The organism is Sedimentisphaera salicampi (genome assembly GCF_002117005.1).
Classification (GTDB): Bacteria; Planctomycetota; Phycisphaerae; order Sedimentisphaerales; family Sedimentisphaeraceae; genus Sedimentisphaera; species Sedimentisphaera salicampi.
In genome coordinates this window covers 747,708-764,542 of sequence record NZ_CP021023.1, presented here as the reverse complement: position 1 = coordinate 764,542, position 16,835 = coordinate 747,708, and the positions used below count along the sequence as shown (strand labels likewise).

Sequence of the window (16,835 nt, the reverse complement as noted above, 5' to 3'; positions counted from 1 at the left end):
GTAGGCGGACTTCATGCGTGGCTCTGATTGTCGTTAGTATTCCGCAGCGATTTTACGAGGCGAACATTTAAACCGAGCCGCACGTGGAGGCCCGCCGTAGGCGGGCCGGAACAAGCGGATAGATTCAGCTTTAAAAAGCTTTGCCCAAAAAAATTGTCGCACACCCTTTTATTGCGTATTTTAAATCGGGGGATCAATTGAGCCGTATTTGCTGATTAATTTTCAGATTCGGTAATCCATTGTATTATCTCCGGTAAAACCTTCTCATCTTCGCACAGCGAGATTTCTCTTGCCAGGCTTTCGCAGGCGGATAATTGCTTTGAGGCGGCTTGACTGGTTTTAACGGTTTTTTCCTCGAAGGCTTGGATTGAGTCTGAGGCGATAGTGGCGGCTGCAAAAATAATAAACCAGAAAGCCATCCATCCAGCAAAACCCGCGGCGAGAGGCTTAACAGTAAATTCCAGCATCGTTGGGAGGTTCACTTCTGCCATATTGCTCAGCAGGAGCTTGGCGGCAAAGGTGAGAAATACGAAAATCACGCTGGATATTACCAGCAGGGCTGCCCCTTTCACCGCTGCTGTACTGAGTGATGAATTGTCTATGCTCCCGAGCAGACCTAAAATCAATATAGCCAGATGGATTGATATTATCACATTGAAACTGTGCAGCCATACTGAAATAAAATTCTTTTTCAGCGAGATTAGTATTCCCGCAGCTGCCGCTGTTAAAGCCAGTAAAACCAACATAAATGCCTCTAAAGATAACTTTTAACTTCCTGAAAAGACGTTTCACCGCTGATAACCTTCTTGAGGGCTTCCTTTTTCATTTTCGATTTCATCCTGCCGGAGGAGGCCGCAATAAGGTTTTCCCTTGTAACTTCTGCAAGATCTGCTATCTGGTTTTTTGTTTCATCATCCATTTCCAGCACATCAAAAAGAGCCGTTCTTCCCTTATACCCCGTAAAACTGCATTTTTCGCAGCCCACAGGACTCATAATATGCTCTGTGTCTATGTGCCTTTTCTGAAGCACCTGAAGCTTTTCAGAGCTTAGCTTCCCGGGCTCCTTGCAGTCATCGCAAAGATTCCTTACCAGCCTCTGAGAAATAATCAGCGATATGTTGCTCGCAAGGAGTCCTGTTTCCACGCCAAGCTCCTTGAGCCTCATTATGGCGGTTAAGTTGTCAGAGCTGTGCATTGAGGCTATAATCAGGTGTCCCGTGTGAGAGGCCTGCACAGCGGTCTGTGCGGTGAGAGGGTCTCGAATTTCGCCTATGCCTATCACATCCGGATCCTGCCTGAGTATGCCTTTGAGAGTATCGCCGAAATTTATTCCTGCCTTCGGATTGATCTCTATCTGGCTTGCGCCTTTAAGGCTGTGTTCCACGGGGTCTTCAATCGTGATTACGTTCCTCTCAACCCTGTCTATTGCTGAGAGCATTCCGTACATAGTTGTTGTTTTTCCGCTGCCGGTAGGTCCGCAGAGCAGAATCATACCCGAGCTTTTGCTTAAAGCATTTTTAACTCTGACAAGATCCTTCTCCTTGAAACCAACCTCTTCAAGCTCCAGTCTGCCCGTAAACAAAGACAGCAGCCTTATAGACATTTTCTGCCCATTAACAACACCGGCAGTGGCCACTCTGAAAGAAGCGGATTCTCCCTTCACTTTTGCGGTAAAAGCCCCGTCAAGCGGTTTTCTCTTTTCTGAAATATCCATACCCGAAACTGCCTTGATGCAGTTTATTACAGCAGCCCCAACTTCGGTATTCATTTCTCTGCTGAGCCTGAGCTTCCCGTCAACTCTCAGCCTCACTGTGTAGCCTTCTGTGCCGGACGGGTCTAAAAGCACATCGCTGGCGGCTGATTGTATCGCATCGGCTATAATCTGCTTGCTCAAAAGGGCTACAGCAGTATCAGAGCGGGATGTGTTGTTCCCGTAAACAGCCTCAATGCTTTTGCCTGTATTGTCTAATATATCTATATCGTCCGCTGCAATGAGAGATTCATCACTAAGCTCTGCGTCCAGACCTTTCCCCCAGAAAGTTCCTTTGATAAGCTTGCAGAGCGCATCCCAGAGAGAGAGGTTTTTCTTTGAGGCTCTTCTGGCAAACTGCACAGAAAATGCAGCAAACAGGGAAAGAGGCCCTAACACCAGCGAAACAGCATTTATGATAGGCTGGAAGCTGTTTTTCATAAAAATATGTCCGCTGAAGTGTTTAACCAGCACTACGCACAAATAAAACCAAAGGCACAAACCAACGCCTTTTATAAGCTGTATCTTTATAAATACTGAATCAAGCTCCATATCCTGAACCCTGCATAAAATAACTCTAATTATTCCAGATTATATTTTCAAACCTGAAATTTTAAACAATAATATTGAGTTTTTTTTGAAATGAACTAAATATTTTGAAAAAAAGTTTAATCTTTGAGATTAAAATGGTATTATACAAGTAAAACGTTGTTATATTGAAAGGTTGTAATAATGAAAAATAAAGTTGTTGTTTCATTAATCTGCGTTCAATTCGCACTCTGCTCACTGGCAGGTCTGTCTTTTGGTTTTGCAGGAGGAAGCGGAAGCTCTTCCGACCCGTATCAAATCTCAACTAAGGCCGATCTGGAAGCGGTTACCAATTCTCCAGCAGCCCATTACATTCTCGTAAACGATATTGATCTATCCACCACAACCTACGATGAAGCCGTTATTTCCCCGAATGAAGCGTCTTATTGGAGCTCAAACTACGAAGGCACGCCCTTTATCGGAAGCTTTGACGGCGCAGGCTTCCAAATATCAGGGCTTACAATAGACTGCGGCGAGGAGGATGAATATCTCGGGCTTTTCGGAAAGATTGATTCGCAGGCTTTGATTATGGACGTCAAGCTTGTCAATGTTGATGTCTCGGGAGATGATTATGTGGGTGCTCTGGCAGGAAGCAGCCCAAGCGAGGTGAGCAATGTAATCGGCTGCAGCGCAACCGGCGGGAGCGTTTCAGCGAGCGGCAATAACCTTGGCGGGCTTATAGGCTGCAACCACGGCTTCGTTCAAAACTGCTATTCAACTCTCCTTGTTAGCGGTTCGGCAACCGATGCCGGCGGGCTCATCGGCGAAAACTACAACGGCACAGTTACCGGCTGTTACACAGCGGGAACGCTTTCCTGCAGCAACACCTACACCGGCGGGCTCGTAGGCTATGCAGGCGGAAGCAGCACTATCACGCAATCGTATTCTGAGATGGACGTTACCGGATACGCAATAGTGGGCTCTCTTGTAGGGCAAAACCGCGGAATTGTTTCGGATTGCTATGCTGTTGGTAATGCAAATGCTGCATTTACGGGAACTGGCTGCGAAACGGGAGCTCTTGTTGGATTCAATTACGGAAGCATACAAAACTGCTTCTCTGCCGGCGAAACTGCCGATTGCCTCTCAAGTGCGGCAATTGCAGGATGCAGCTATGAAGACGATATCTCAGGCTGCTTCTGGGATACGCAGACCTCAGGAGAAGACAAGGCCTATACTCAAGCCTTTGATTATACCCCTGTTTACAGCACTGTGGGCGTAGCGGAGGGCAAAACCACATCTCAAATGCAGTCTAAATCAACATTTACCGCTGAAGGCTGGGATTTTTCAAGCGAAGACGGCGACGATCAGATCTGGATTATGCTCCCGGGGAGCTATCCGAAGCTGGCGGTTTTCGGGTATGATATTGAAGGCGATATAGACGGCAGCGGAGAAGTGAATCTTGATGACCTCTCAATGATGGCAGATGAATGGCTCCTTGCAGGCGATTATGCCGCTGATATAAACGAAGACGGCATGGTGGACTTGGAAGATTATGCTGCCCTTGCCTCATACTGGCAGGGATAAAACTGCCAAAACTGATGCCGCATTGCTTTGTTTAATCGATTGGTTCGAGGCCTGAAACTGAATTTACATCAGAGCAAACCTTCACAGTGATGTGGACTCTCTTTAACTGCAGGGAAAGCTTGCCGTCAGTCCATTGCCCGCACGAGCCCTTAGCGGTGAAATAGAGAAATAATCCCGCTGAGCCTGCTCAATCATTGGGCTGTCATTTTCCTTGCTCAGTTATCCCCGGCAGGGCGGTGGTGTGCAGCATTATTTTTTGGCAAAGCTTTTTTAAGCTGAATCTATACGCCGCAGGCGGACAGACGCAGAGGAAATATATATAATCCACAGATTTTTTTATATAATATACCAGTCTCTTCCTCCGATTACTCCGCTTCCTCCGATGTTTTAAATCAAATTTACATTGGAGGGAAGAGGTGCATAAATGAGGGTAGGCTCTCTGCCGGCAGGGCGGCGTTTATTTTGCAGTCATTATTGCACCAATCGAATTTGCATATATAATTGCGGCAAATTAAACACACAAAATCATTGGAGAAACAGATGAACAAGTTGAATATTGCAGTGATCCCGGGCGACGGGACAGGCCCGGAAGTTACAGCGGAGGCTGTTAAGGTTATGCAGGCGGCGGCAGCCAAGCACAATATTGAGATAAAGACAACCGAATTTGATCTCGGCGGGCAGCGTTATCTCAGGACAGGGGAAACCCTCTCCGATGAAACTCTCACAGAACTCAAGGGCTATGATTCAATCCTGCTCGGAGCAATCGGCAGGCCTGATATCGCCCCGGGAATTCTTGAGAAGGGAGTTTTGCTGAAGGCGAGATTCGGGCTCGATCAGTACATAAACCTTCGCCCTGTGAAGCTCTATCCGGGCGTTGAGAGCCCGATTAAAGGCAAGGGGCCTGATGAGATAGATTATGTTGTGGTTCGTGAGAACACAGGCGGGGTGTACACCGGAACAGGCGGAAACACCCTCACAGGCACTGCGAATGAGGTGGCAGTGCAGTCTAATGTGTATTCACGTTTTCAGGTGGAGCGATGCCTGAGATTCGCTTTTGAATATGCACGTAAGAACGGCAAAAAATCCAGAGGCAAGGGCGAGCATAATACACTTGCATTAGTGGGCAAGACGAACGTGCTCACCTATGTTTACGGGCTCTGGGACAGGGCATTCAACGAGATCGGCGAGGCGGAGTATCCCGATGTGAAGCGGGAATACTACCACGTTGATGCGGCCTGCATATATATGGTTCAGTGCCCCGAGATATTTGATGTAGTGGTTACGGGCAATATGTTCGGCGATATCATCACAGACCTCGGCGCAGCCACTCAGGGCGGGCTTGGAATAGCCGCTGGCGGGAATATAAACCCTGAAGGCGTGAGTATGTTTGAGCCGATCGGCGGTACTGCCCCCGCATTTACCGGACTCGGCCAAATCAACCCGCTTGCTGCAATATGTTCAGGGGCGATGATGCTCGAAACGCTCGGGGAAAGCAGCGCAGGCGAGGATATCGAAAATGCGGTGAAGTGGGCAACGGCCGAAAAATTCGAGAGCATGGCAGCCGGCAAGATGGGCTGTTCCACCAGCGAAGCGGGCGATATGATAGCAGAAAAAATCACCAGCGGGTGATAATCCGGTGCGGGAAAATAGAAGCAGCCCAGCAGGGCATTCTCTGCTGGGTTTTATAGGTACAGTTAACCGTTTATCCTACAGAAAATTCGTGGTAAGAAAATTCCTTACTAAACCTCGAAGTTCTCGAAGGATTCAAGGTTTTTTTTTGAGGGCTTTGTGGGCATGTACAGGCGAAACTGATTTCATCCACTGATTACGCAGATTTTTTGTAGCAAGGGGCGTGCGGCAAATCTTCTTACCACTCGCTGGTTGCCGCAGAAAATCTGTGAAATCCGTGCAATGCGTACTGTCCGCGGTTTTCTCTTTTGATCCGGTTAATACTGCTTGACATAAATCACCCTTTTACTTATCTTTATGCACTTTCCTTGCCGGAGTGGCGGAATCGGCAGACGCGAAGGATTCAAAATCCTTTCCTGGTTAACAGGGTGTGGGTTCAAGTCCCACCTCCGGCACCTTTTTTTGACCCCGTGAGAGGGGTTTTATTACAATCATTAGCAGGGGAGCAAGATTCTCGGCAAGCCTTTCGACGGCGTTAATCTCCTGCCCTGCCTGAAAGGCAAAAGAAATCACGCCCGCAAAAAACACCCTTCTGGAAGAGGGGCGGGGGATATGCTTGCGAGAAAGACACTGGAAATGTGTTATAGGGCACAGCGGCGATAAAAACAACGAACTCTGCGACAGCCTTGCGGCAAGGCAAGAGAAAAGCTGAAGCACTGAAAAACGCATCTTAATGCTTTAGGCAATGAACGATCTGATTCTGGCAGTTTCAATTAATGATAGAAGAAGATTTTGGAGAAGTGATGAACAAAAGAGATGTAGTAAAAACTGTTCTTGAAGGCAAAACCCCTCCGTATGTCCCGTGGTCTTACAAGTTTACTCAGGAAGCAAATGAGCTTCTTGTGGAGCATTTCGGCACAGAAGATATAGATAAAGCCGCAGATAATCATATTGTCAGGCTGGGCAGTGATATAGGCTTTTTTAAAGAGCTCGGCGGCGGGATTTATCAAGATGTTTTCGGAGTAAAATGGGACCGCAGCGTTGATAAAGATATCGGCGTAGTGTGCGGACAGGTGTTAAAAGAACCAAGCCTCTCAGGATACGAATTCCCCGATCCGCTGGACAAACGGTTCTTTGAAAATATCGAAAATTTGATTTCGAAATACTCCGATTGTTTCCGCCTGTTTGAAATAGGCTTTTCCCTCTACGAACGTGCATGGACATTGAGGGGCATGGAAAATCTGATGATGGATTTTCTCGACCATCCAGACTTCGTGCACCAGTTATTCACGAAAATAACCGACTACAACATTGCCCAGCTTGAAAAAGCCGCTGAATATGACATAGACGCTGTTTACTTCGGGGACGACTGGGGACAGCAGCAGGGTTTGCAGATGGGGCCGAAATTCTGGAGAGAATTCATACTTCCACATCTCAAGAGGATGTACAGGGCAGCGAGAGAGAAGGGCAAATACGTTTTCATACATTCCTGCGGCGACGTTGACGAGCTTTTTGACGACTTGATTGATGCCGGAGTGAACTGCTTTAATCCGTTCCAGCCGGAAGTTATGGATATCTTTGAATTACTGGAAAGATACAGGGGCAGGCTCACCTTTTTCGGCGGACTCTCAATGCAGAAAACACTGCCCTGCGGAACCGCTGAGGATGTAGTGATTGAATCGCAAAGGCTCTTGAAGGCCGGGGCGAAAGGCGGTTATATTTTCTCTCCTTCCCATGCCGTTGAAGGAGACACCTGCCTTGAAAATATGCTTGCGTTTATCGATGAAGCAAAGAATCAGGATGGCTTCAATAACGAAAAGCTCAAAAAATAACGAATCTTTGGCGACAGACCAACCCCTCTGACGGGGGCAAAAACCCACTTTTTACCCCTAAGTGAGAAATCAGGGCTAATAGGATAAGAGGTTGGAGAAACCATATCCTTAACTGGTATGAACATAAAATAAGCAGCGGCAAAATGAAAGCTGCTAAAATATGAACCCTGCAAAAAAAAGCCTTATGGATACAGAGACAAGCAATATTTCAAACTCAGACTGTTCAACTTCCGCAATGAAAAGTACGCATTATTCGGATGATCCTTCTTTTTGAAATTAATTACGCGTTTTTCGGAAGAGCCGAGAAAATTAGCACTCCTTAAGATATAAACCTAAGAATATATTTGAAAATCGTTATTGAAAATGTTTTTACTAATTTATCTTTAGCGGAGCTTTGCTTTATAGTATTGTGGGTAGATTAAAAACGCTTTCAATGAATTTTTGCTGTTTAACAGCTTGAAAAGAAAGGGCGTTATATCAAACGTTTCATCAGAAGAAATTTTCTAAAACGCGCCGGCGGCCTTGCAGATAGCTTATCAGCCGCTGCAGCGCAGAAACTGCCGAATTTTGTTGTAATATTCACAGATGATTAGGGATATGAAGACGTGGGCTGTTTTGGAGCAGAGGGCTTCGAAACCCCCAACTTAGACAAAATGGCCGCTGAGGGGATGAGATTTACCGATTTCCACGTATCCCAGAGCGTATGCAGCCCCTCAAGAGCGGCTCTTATGACAGGCTGCTATCACCCGCGGGTTGGAATATCCAAGGCCCTTTTCCCGCACGTAAACCGTGGACTAAAACCGAAAGAAGAAACATTAGGCACAATATAATCTATAAGAGAAGTAAAGACGCTGAAAGGTCCCATTGAAACTTTTTAGCAACAGAAATATCGCAATTTTTAACTCTATTTTAAGGATTTTCAAGATGACAATGATTAAAGGATTTAAGAAATTATTCACAGCCATCCCATAGAAGAACAAAATATAAGATGTTTCTTTGAAAATAGCGGGGTATGAGTTACACTAATTTCAACAAACTAACCAAAAATTAGGAGTAACTCATGACACCCGCTAAGCATCAATATACAGTTCTCAAGCAGATATGCCAATATATTCCTGCTTATCTTGTTTCAAAATTATCCCGGTTTTACGGTATTGACAAGCAATCACGAACATTTTCGTGCTGGTCTCACATTGTATCTATGCTTCATGTCCAGATTGCTCACAGCCTCTCGCTGAACGACGTTGCCGACACATTGCGTAATCATTCCGGAGCTTTGATTCCTATTCGCCGTGCAACCCCACCAAGCAGGAATGGGCTTTCTCATGCAAACAGGGTTCGAGATCCTCGTATGGCAGAGACTCTCTTCTGGGAGGTGCTGTCCCATATCCAAGCCCAGCATCCTAATTTTGGCAGAGGTCATAAATACTCCGGCCTTCCAAGGCGTTTTAAGAGAGCAATATATGCGGTTGATTCAACAACGATTCAGCTTGTAGCCAACTGTATTGACTGGGCTAAACATCGCAGACGCAAAGCCGCTGCAAAGTGCCACATGCAGCTTAATCTCCAGACATTCCTGCCTCAATTTGCTATTGTAAAAGAAGCCTCAACCCATGATTCGACAGAGGCTTATCAGCTCTGTCAGAACCTTAAAAGCGGCGAAATAGCGGTTTTTGACAAGGCTTACGTGGATTTTAAGCATCTGGCTGATCTTGACAGGCGAGAATTATTCTGGGTTACCAGAGCCAAAGACAATATGAAATATCGTTTTGTTAAACAGAATACAGAACCAAAAGGTGATATCCAATACGATGCATTAATTGAACTTGAAATGCCGAAAAGCTATGAGGCCTACCCGAAGCAGCTCCGTTTGGTTAAGGCTTATGTGGAAGTTAACGGCGAGAAAAAGCTTATGAAATTTATCACTAACAATACTCAGTGGGCGCCGAGCAGTATCTGCGGCCTATATAAATGCCGATGGGGCATAGAGGTGTTTTTCAAGCAAATAAAGCAGACTTTGCAGCTAAGCGATTTCCTAGGGCATAGCCAAGAAGCGATTCTATGGCAAGTATGGACGGCAATGCTTGCTTATATTTTAATACGGTATATAGGTTTCCTCGGCAAATGGAAAGGAACATTCAGTCGATTGTTTACTTTGCTGAGGGGTGTATTATTCAGCCGGCTGGATGTTTTTAGCGTTATGGCTGCCTGTGGGACAGCACGTGGTTCACCGCGTATGGTTGCAAGCCCTCAGCAGGCTTATTTGCCAGGTTTTAATATGTAGCAAGATTTTACGCAAAGAAAGAGGTGAAAAAAGAGTGGGCAGTATTGAGCAAATAACTGACAATTGAACAATAGCCAAAAAAATGCAAACTGGGGTGATTGAAATCCTTCAGGAAAAGGGCGTTTTAATACAATAAACAAGCCCTCAACGATAAATCTATGGACCTATGGGATGGCTGTGGAAATTATTGTTATTGATTGCTCTTGCATTGGCAATCAATTCCAGCATGGCATCAGCAAGCCTGCACAGAGAGGAAACTGTGGAAAAATTGCTAAAGAAAATGACGCTTGAGGAGAAGGTATCACTATGTCATGGGGCTTCTCGCTTTACCACAGCATCAGTAGAACGTCTCGGGATAAGATCGCTTGAAGTTGTAAACGGGCCTCACGGGGTTGGAATTAGATACAGAGACAGAAAACACCTTCCTAACAGGGATGAAGCCCACACCTACTTCCCAACAGGCATTTCTGTTGGAGCTACTTGGAACAGAGAGCTTATCAGAGACTACGGCAAGGCCTTGGGAACTGAAACCGGTGCTTCCGGGAGAGATGTAATTTTGGGCGGGGCAATCAACATCAACCGAAACCCGCTCTGCGGGCGATTTTTCGAATATATGAGCGAAGATCCTTACCACATATCAGAGCTTATTGTTCCATACATCAAGGGCGTACAGAGTACCGGCGTTGCAACCTGCGTGAAACACTTTGTTGCGAACAGCCAGGAAAGGCAAAGGTTCAGTATAGACGAAAACGTTGACTTAAGAACGCTGCACGAGATATATTTTCCTGGCTTCAAGGCCAGTGTGCAGGAGGGGAATGTGCTAACCGTTATGAGCGCATACAACAAGCTCAACGGGACATACTGCTCAGAAAACGGTTTTATCCAAACCGATATACTTAAAGAGAGATGGGGTTTTGACGGACTTGTTATGAGCGACTGGGGAGCTGTTCACAGCGTTAATGCTGCTGAGGGCGGGCTCGACCTCGAAATGCCCGGCAATGATAACAACTATCTCGGCGAGCCGCTTCTTGAAGGGTGCAGAAATGGAGAGATCCCTGAGAGCAGGGTTGATGATATGGTAAGGCGGATGCTCAGGCTGCATTATGAAATTGGAGCTCTCAAAGAATCGCCCAAGCGGCAAAGACCTAAGCTTGATAAAAAGGCAAACGAAAAGATTGCACTTGAGACGGCAAGGGAGGCAATCGTGCTTTTGAAAAATTCACCAGCAGCCCTGCCGCTGGATAAGAAAGGCTTAGACTCTATATTTATCACTGGGATAAATGCAGATCAAACTCACAGTGAAGGAGGAGGAAGCAGTGCTATACACTGCGATTATGAAATCACTCCGCTGGAGGGTATGCGGATGGCTTGCGAAGAGAGCAATACAGAGCTGCTTTACAAGCCCTACAGCGGGAAGCAGGAATTGAAGCCCATACCAGCTAAAAACTTGCTTACTTCAAAATCATCCAATCAAAACGGGCTAATCGGCCATTACTACGATAACAAAAATTTCGATGGCAGCCACGCTGAAGTGCAAATTGACAGTCAGGTAAATTTCAACTGGACGGGAAAATCGCCGGCAAAAAAACTGCCCAAAACGAACTTCTCTGTAAGGTGGACTGGTGCTGTGAGGGTTGATGAAACAGGGGATTATATATTCGGGCTCAACAGCGACGACGGATCGAGGCTGTTTATTGACGGAGAGCTTGTTGTGGATAATTGGGGCAACCACGGCGCACAGCTTGAAACGGATAAGTACAGGCTTGAGAAAGATAAAACCTGTGAGATAAAAATTGAATATTACAACGGCCTGAAAGATTCTGTAGTTGAGCTGCTCTGGCGAAAAGAAATGAATCATAACAAGATATTCAAGGAAGACGCTCGGATGGCTTCCCGCTGCGGAGCGGCAGTTGTATTTGCGGGGCTGAGCCATGAATACGACAGAGAAGGCAAAGACAAGCCGGATATGAAGCTCCCGGGCAGGCAGGCAGAGCAGATCAAGGCAATCACTGAGGCGAACTCGAATACTATTGTTGTTATGGTGGGCGGCTCGCCTGTTGAGATGGGCGGCTTTCTTGAGGACGTGCCTTCTGTGATTCAGGCATGGTATGCCGGCCAGAGAGGCGGAGAAGCCATAGCTGATATTATTTTCGGCAAGGTTAATCCCTCAGGCAAGCTGCCTGTTACCTTGCCCAAACGACTCGAAGACACCCCTGCCTTCGCAATCGGCGAATACCCGGGCGAGAACGGCGAGGTGGAGCATAAGGAAGGGATTTTCGTGGGATACCGCTACTACGACACGATGGACGTTGAGCCGGAGTTTGCCTTTGGCCACGGGCTTTCATATACAAACTTTGAATATTCCGATCTGAAAATTACCAGCGAAGAGCCGTTCACGGCAAACGTTTCCCTCACGGTTAAGAATACCGGCAAAAGAATGGGCAAGGAAACCGTACAGATCTATATCCACGATAAAAAGAGTTCTCTTAAAAGACCAGTCAAAGAGCTGAAGGGCTTTGAGAAAATATCTCTCAATAAGGGGCAGGCTAAGACAGTTCAATTCACCCTCAGCAAAGAAGATTTTTCATTCTTCAACCCAGAGCTCGACTGCTGGATTGCAGAACCAGGGGAGTTTGTGATTATGGCAGGCAGCTCTTCAAAAGACATAAGGCTTGAGGGAAGCTTAGAATTCTAAGAAAGAAGATGCTCAAATCTTTCAGCAGGCTTTAATTTAACTGAAAAGATCGAGTGGGAGGCTATTCGTTATTTGAATAGCCTCCTTTTTACGCTGTATGAAAAATTTTTAATTTTTTTTGCTCTGCAGAGAAAAATAGCACTCCTTAAGATATAAACCTTTGAATGTATTTGAAAATCGATTTTTGAAAATGTTTTTACTAATTTATCTTTAGCGGAGGTTTCTATGCTTTGAAATGTTGTTTATTAGCGTAACGTTATAGTATTCAGCTTGAGTAGAGCTGGAAAAGTTAATTTTTTTAAGAGGTAATAATGATGAAGTTAAATTATTTAACAATGTGCGCTGCCGTAGTGTTTCTTTCATTCACTGCGCAGGCTAGAGTGTACTACTGGGAAGGTGCTGTAAGCTCCGAGTGGTCTAATTTGGACAACTGGAAATGCGACTACAATGATGGCATAGTCGATGCGACCGAACTCCCCGGCGAGGCAGACAACAACGGCGGTTCGATGAGATTTGGCGAAAGTCCTGTGGATGTAGTAAACCAATGCGTGTATAACTATGAGATGCCTTCGCAAAACTATACAGGCGCTAACTGGAGCGCTATTAATGTCGGCCTCGATGAACCCGCAACCATCACATTCAATGGCGGTGTGTGGTATCAAAGTGCTGCCTTAGGAATCGGAGCGGGCTCTTTCGGTCAGTGGATCCATAACGGCGGTCTATATAGTGGAGCAGGTAAGGAAGTTCACGTCGGCAGCCAATCTCAAGGTTATCTTGAAATTTCCGGCGGTGAAATCAGTACCGCCAGAGTTCGCGTGTGCGCCAATTCAGGGACCGACAATAGCGAGGCTGTGGTCAAGGGCGGCAAAATTACGGCCACCCAATGGCTTAACGTGGGCCAAAACGCTACCGGTTCTATGACGGTTCTAAACGGCACGGTTGAAACCCCAGACCTGAGCGTTCAAAACGATTCAGTACTGACCATTCAGGGCGGGCTTGTACAGGCCGGCACTATTTCTTTCGCAGGGGAAAACAGTTTCATAGATCTTAAAGGCGGCCTGCTCGAGACAAGCGGCCTTGATGCCGCTGCGATTCAGGCCTTCATAGACGCCGGACAGATAACTTCTACGGTTCCAGATTCTTCTATCGTTTATGAAGATATGGGCGAAGGCGTTTATAATATCTATGCAGAATCTCCTTATCTGGCAATCAGTCCTTCTCCAGCAGACAACTCAATCGATTTGCCTGTAGAGGCGGTTGATCTGTCTTGGGGGCAGGAAGATTCGGCAGCAGGTCTTGGAATCACTTATGAAGTTCATTTAGGCACAGAGCCGGAAAATCTGCCAATAGTGAAATATACAACAGATCAGTCCGACGATTTTAATTTCAATGCCGAGAATGTTGATAACGGAACACAGTACTTTTGGCGTGTTGATGCCCGTGAGCCCAACGATATCCCGGGCGGCGATCCTTATGTAGTATCTGAAGGCCCGGTTTGGACTTTTGAAACTGTACCAGCAATCCCTGAGATCACAAGTCAGTCTTTAGATGATACGCTTGTCCCGCAGGGCGGCAGCGCATCTTTCTCAGTTGAGGCCGAGGGCATCACAGATATGCAGTTCCAGTGGTATAAGTGTAACGGCGTAGAGCCGGCCTTTGATGAAGGAACAGGCCTGCCTCTGGATACTCCAGTAGGCGATCCGGCAGGGCCTTTAGCAAGCCCCGCTACAAACTCGCTTGACCTCACAGACATTCAGGTTAGCGATGAAGGCTACTATTACTGCCAGATCTGGAATGAATCAGGTGTTGAAGAGGCCGTTTACAGCGACACTGCCCGTCTTGTTACAGAGCGCATAACAGGACATTGGAAGATGGACGATGACCTCACTGATTTCAGCGGCAGCGGCTTTGACGCATCGCATACCGACCCGCCGGCAGTTTTCGCTTCTGGTAAAGACGGAAACGCTTTATCACTCATTAACGACCCGAATCACGTTCAGGTTCCGGGCAGTGAAGATGCATTTAATTTCTACCATCTCGGATTAACTGTTAATTTCTGGATGAAATCTGATCTGGAAGGCTGGCACGGCTTAGTATGCAAGCAGGACCGTGATGGCTACAGCCCATGGCGAGGCCTTGTAATCGAGACAAACGGCTCAGGGCTGGCAGTTTTTACATTCCGTGAAGTAGGCTCAATTTCAAGTGATGTCGCTGTTACTGATGGGCAGTGGCATATGATTACTGCAACTTATGACGGTGAAACAGGTGAGATGAAGCTCTATGTTGACGGCGAAGAGAAGGCCTCAGCAGCTTATCCGGAGTCAGCTCCTCTGCTTACAGATAATCCGCTGGTTATAGGAGCGGAACAGGTTACAGGCGCAACTCCTCTTGAAGGGCAGATTGATGATGTAAGGGTTTACACTTATGCTAAGCCTGACACTGAAATTCTCGATCTTTACAATAACCTAACCGAGCCTGATAAACAGCTCTGCCTGCTTGAATACGGCGAGGCTGTTGATGTCAGCGGGCCTGAAGGAGAGCCAGACTGCATGATAGATATGCATGATTTCGCATATATAGCTGTGAATTGGCTAAACAGCGGAATTTATCCAGTAGTTGAATAAAAGCATCAATAATTATTATCGGCGGGCTCTCTGCCTGAGAGTCCGCCGATTTTTTCCGTTATCATGCGTAAATAATTGATAACTGAGAAACCGCATATTTTGTAAAGATATGGCAATAAAAGCATTATATCCTATTGTTTCCGCTGCAGCCATGAAAACCAAATCAAATTAAATTTAGGTATTATTTTATGAATTATTTTGCATCCAAAGCGAATTTGAACACTTTTATTCTGGTGTTAATAGGATATGTCTTTGCGTGGCCGGCATCGCTTTCGGCTGATATTACTTATAAACTTTATCAGCCAGATGATTGGCCCGCGGATATTCGCAGTGAGATCGAAACTTCCATCAAGGAAGCGGTTGACCTCTACAATAAGTACGGTTCGTTTAATAAAAATTTGTCTATCCGCTATGCTCCAGGTGTGCCGACAGCCAATGCAAATATACTGGGAATCATTAAATTTGGCGGGTCAAGGAGTACACGGACAGCCCTGCATGAGATTTCTCATACATTAGGTGTGGGGACGTACAGCGGCCTATATAATAGCTGGGACGCAAACCGCGACGGTAATGTGTGGACAGGCGAATATGCTACTTCGCAGGTAAAGGAGTTTAATGGGCCTGAGGCAGTGCTTCATGCAGACAGTACTCATATCTGGCCGTATGGTTTGAATTATGCCAATGAAGATGGGCAGCTGAAACGAGTCCGTCATATCCGAATGGTGGCAGCGCTGCGAGGCGATATGGGCCTTATGACCTTTTTAAAAGAACCAGATTTGCAATTGGCAGAGATTGGCGGTTCGGCCGTTTTTCAGGTGCAAGCCGCTAATTTTCAGAATTGCCAGTGGTATAAACAGGGTGATCCCGAGCCTGCTGCTCTGGCGAACAATGAAAAATATTCCGGAGTCTCAACAGATACCTTGCAGATATCCAATATTCAAAATGCAGATGAAGGGCAGTATTTCTGTAAGATAACGAACTCGACGGGCAGTTCGCTCAATTCAAGGCCGGGGAATTTAGTTTTGGAAGGTCTAGCAGCGCATTGGAAGATGGATAATGACCTAACTGATTCCAGCGGGAGCGGATTTGATGCAGCACATACTAACCCGCCGGCAGTTTTCGCTGCTGGTAAAGACGGAATCGCTTTATCACTCATTAACGACCCAAAGCATGTTCAGGTTCCGGGCAGTGAAGATGCATTCAATTTCTACCATCTCGGATTAACTGTTAATTTCTGGATGAAATCTGATCTGGAAGGATGGCACGGCTTAGTATGCAAGCAGGACCGTGATGGCTACAGCCCATGGCGAGGATATGTAATCGAGACAAATGGATTAGGGCAGGCAACTTTCGGCTACCGTGAGGTAGGCGGAGTTACGAGTGATGTCGCTGTTACTGATGGGCAGTGGCATATGATTACTGCAACTTATGATGGCGAGACGGGTGAAATGAAGCTCTATATCGACGGCGAAGAGAATGCCTCTGAAGCATATCCGAATGCAGAGCCGTTGCTTTCTGATAATCCGCTGGTAATAGGAGCCGAACAGGTTACAGGAGGAACACCTCTTGAAGGATTGATCGATGATGTACGGGTTTACACTTATGCAAAGGCTGATACAGAAATTCTGGATCTTTACAATAACCTAACCGAGCCTGATAAACATCTTTGCCTTCTTGATTACAGCGAGGCTGTTGATGTCAGCGGGCCTGAAGGAGAGCCAGACTGTATGATTGATATCCACGATTTTGCGTATATAGCTCTGAATTGGCAAAACAGCGGAATTTATCCCGCATCTGAATAGATAGTCTAAAATCTTTTGTATAAATTTGATTTTGTGGCCTTATGATGAAACCGAAGTAAAAAACACCTCGTGTCAGAGGCAATGGCTCCGGATTTGCGCCGGACAAT

At 46.2% G+C, this 16,835-nt stretch carries 10 protein-coding genes and 1 tRNA gene; 9 read left to right on the top strand and 2 right to left on the bottom strand.

Annotation, left to right across the window (positions count from 1 at the left end):
• Window positions 1-215: 215 nt before the first annotated feature.
• Window positions 216-746, bottom strand: coding sequence for a hypothetical protein (locus STSP1_RS02880; protein WP_085754909.1), 531 nt, complete (start codon window positions 744-746; stop codon window positions 216-218).
• An 8-nt stretch (window positions 747-754) separates the two neighbouring features.
• Window positions 755-2,302: a GspE/PulE family protein gene (locus tag STSP1_RS02875; protein ID WP_085754908.1), complete on the bottom strand. Its 1,548-nt coding sequence runs from the start codon at window positions 2,300-2,302 to the stop codon at window positions 755-757.
• 180 nt (window positions 2,303-2,482) lie between these two features.
• Between STSP1_RS02875 and STSP1_RS02870 the strand changes: the two genes are divergently transcribed.
• From STSP1_RS02870 to STSP1_RS02825, 9 genes are all read left to right on the top strand, one after another.
• The gene (locus STSP1_RS02870) at window positions 2,483-3,862 is read left to right on the top strand and encodes a GLUG motif-containing protein (RefSeq protein ID WP_085754907.1); all 1,380 of its coding nucleotides are present in this window, start codon (window positions 2,483-2,485) and stop codon (window positions 3,860-3,862) included.
• Between the two features lie 540 nt (window positions 3,863-4,402).
• Window positions 4,403-5,491 carry a 3-isopropylmalate dehydrogenase gene (locus tag STSP1_RS02865; RefSeq protein WP_085754906.1) on the top strand — a complete coding sequence of 363 codons (1,089 nt, stop codon included), beginning with the start codon at window positions 4,403-4,405 and terminating at the stop codon, window positions 5,489-5,491.
• A 370-nt stretch (window positions 5,492-5,861) separates the two neighbouring features.
• Window positions 5,862-5,946 (top strand) — tRNA-Leu (locus tag STSP1_RS02860).
• A gap of 348 nt (window positions 5,947-6,294) precedes the next feature.
• Window positions 6,295-7,323 carry a uroporphyrinogen decarboxylase family protein gene (locus STSP1_RS02850; RefSeq protein ID WP_085756646.1) on the top strand — a complete coding sequence of 343 codons (1,029 nt, stop codon included), beginning with the start codon at window positions 6,295-6,297 and terminating at the stop codon, window positions 7,321-7,323.
• Between the two features lie 605 nt (window positions 7,324-7,928).
• A complete protein-coding gene (locus tag STSP1_RS02845; protein ID WP_226997499.1) occupies window positions 7,929-8,153 on the top strand; it encodes a sulfatase-like hydrolase/transferase in 225 nt (74 codons plus the stop codon).
• A gap of 230 nt (window positions 8,154-8,383) precedes the next feature.
• The gene (locus tag STSP1_RS02840) at window positions 8,384-9,607 is read left to right on the top strand and encodes an IS4 family transposase (protein ID WP_085754774.1); all 1,224 of its coding nucleotides are present in this window, start codon (window positions 8,384-8,386) and stop codon (window positions 9,605-9,607) included.
• 259 nt (window positions 9,608-9,866) lie between these two features.
• Window positions 9,867-12,302 carry a glycoside hydrolase family 3 C-terminal domain-containing protein gene (locus STSP1_RS02835; protein ID WP_161491577.1) on the top strand — a complete coding sequence of 812 codons (2,436 nt, stop codon included), beginning with the start codon at window positions 9,867-9,869 and terminating at the stop codon, window positions 12,300-12,302.
• Between the two features lie 311 nt (window positions 12,303-12,613).
• The gene (locus STSP1_RS02830) at window positions 12,614-14,926 is read left to right on the top strand and encodes a LamG-like jellyroll fold domain-containing protein (RefSeq protein ID WP_085754903.1); all 2,313 of its coding nucleotides are present in this window, start codon (window positions 12,614-12,616) and stop codon (window positions 14,924-14,926) included.
• 188 nt (window positions 14,927-15,114) lie between these two features.
• Window positions 15,115-16,728: a LamG-like jellyroll fold domain-containing protein gene (locus STSP1_RS02825; RefSeq protein WP_085754902.1), complete on the top strand. Its 1,614-nt coding sequence runs from the start codon at window positions 15,115-15,117 to the stop codon at window positions 16,726-16,728.
• The last annotated feature ends 107 nt before the right edge of the window (window positions 16,729-16,835 follow it).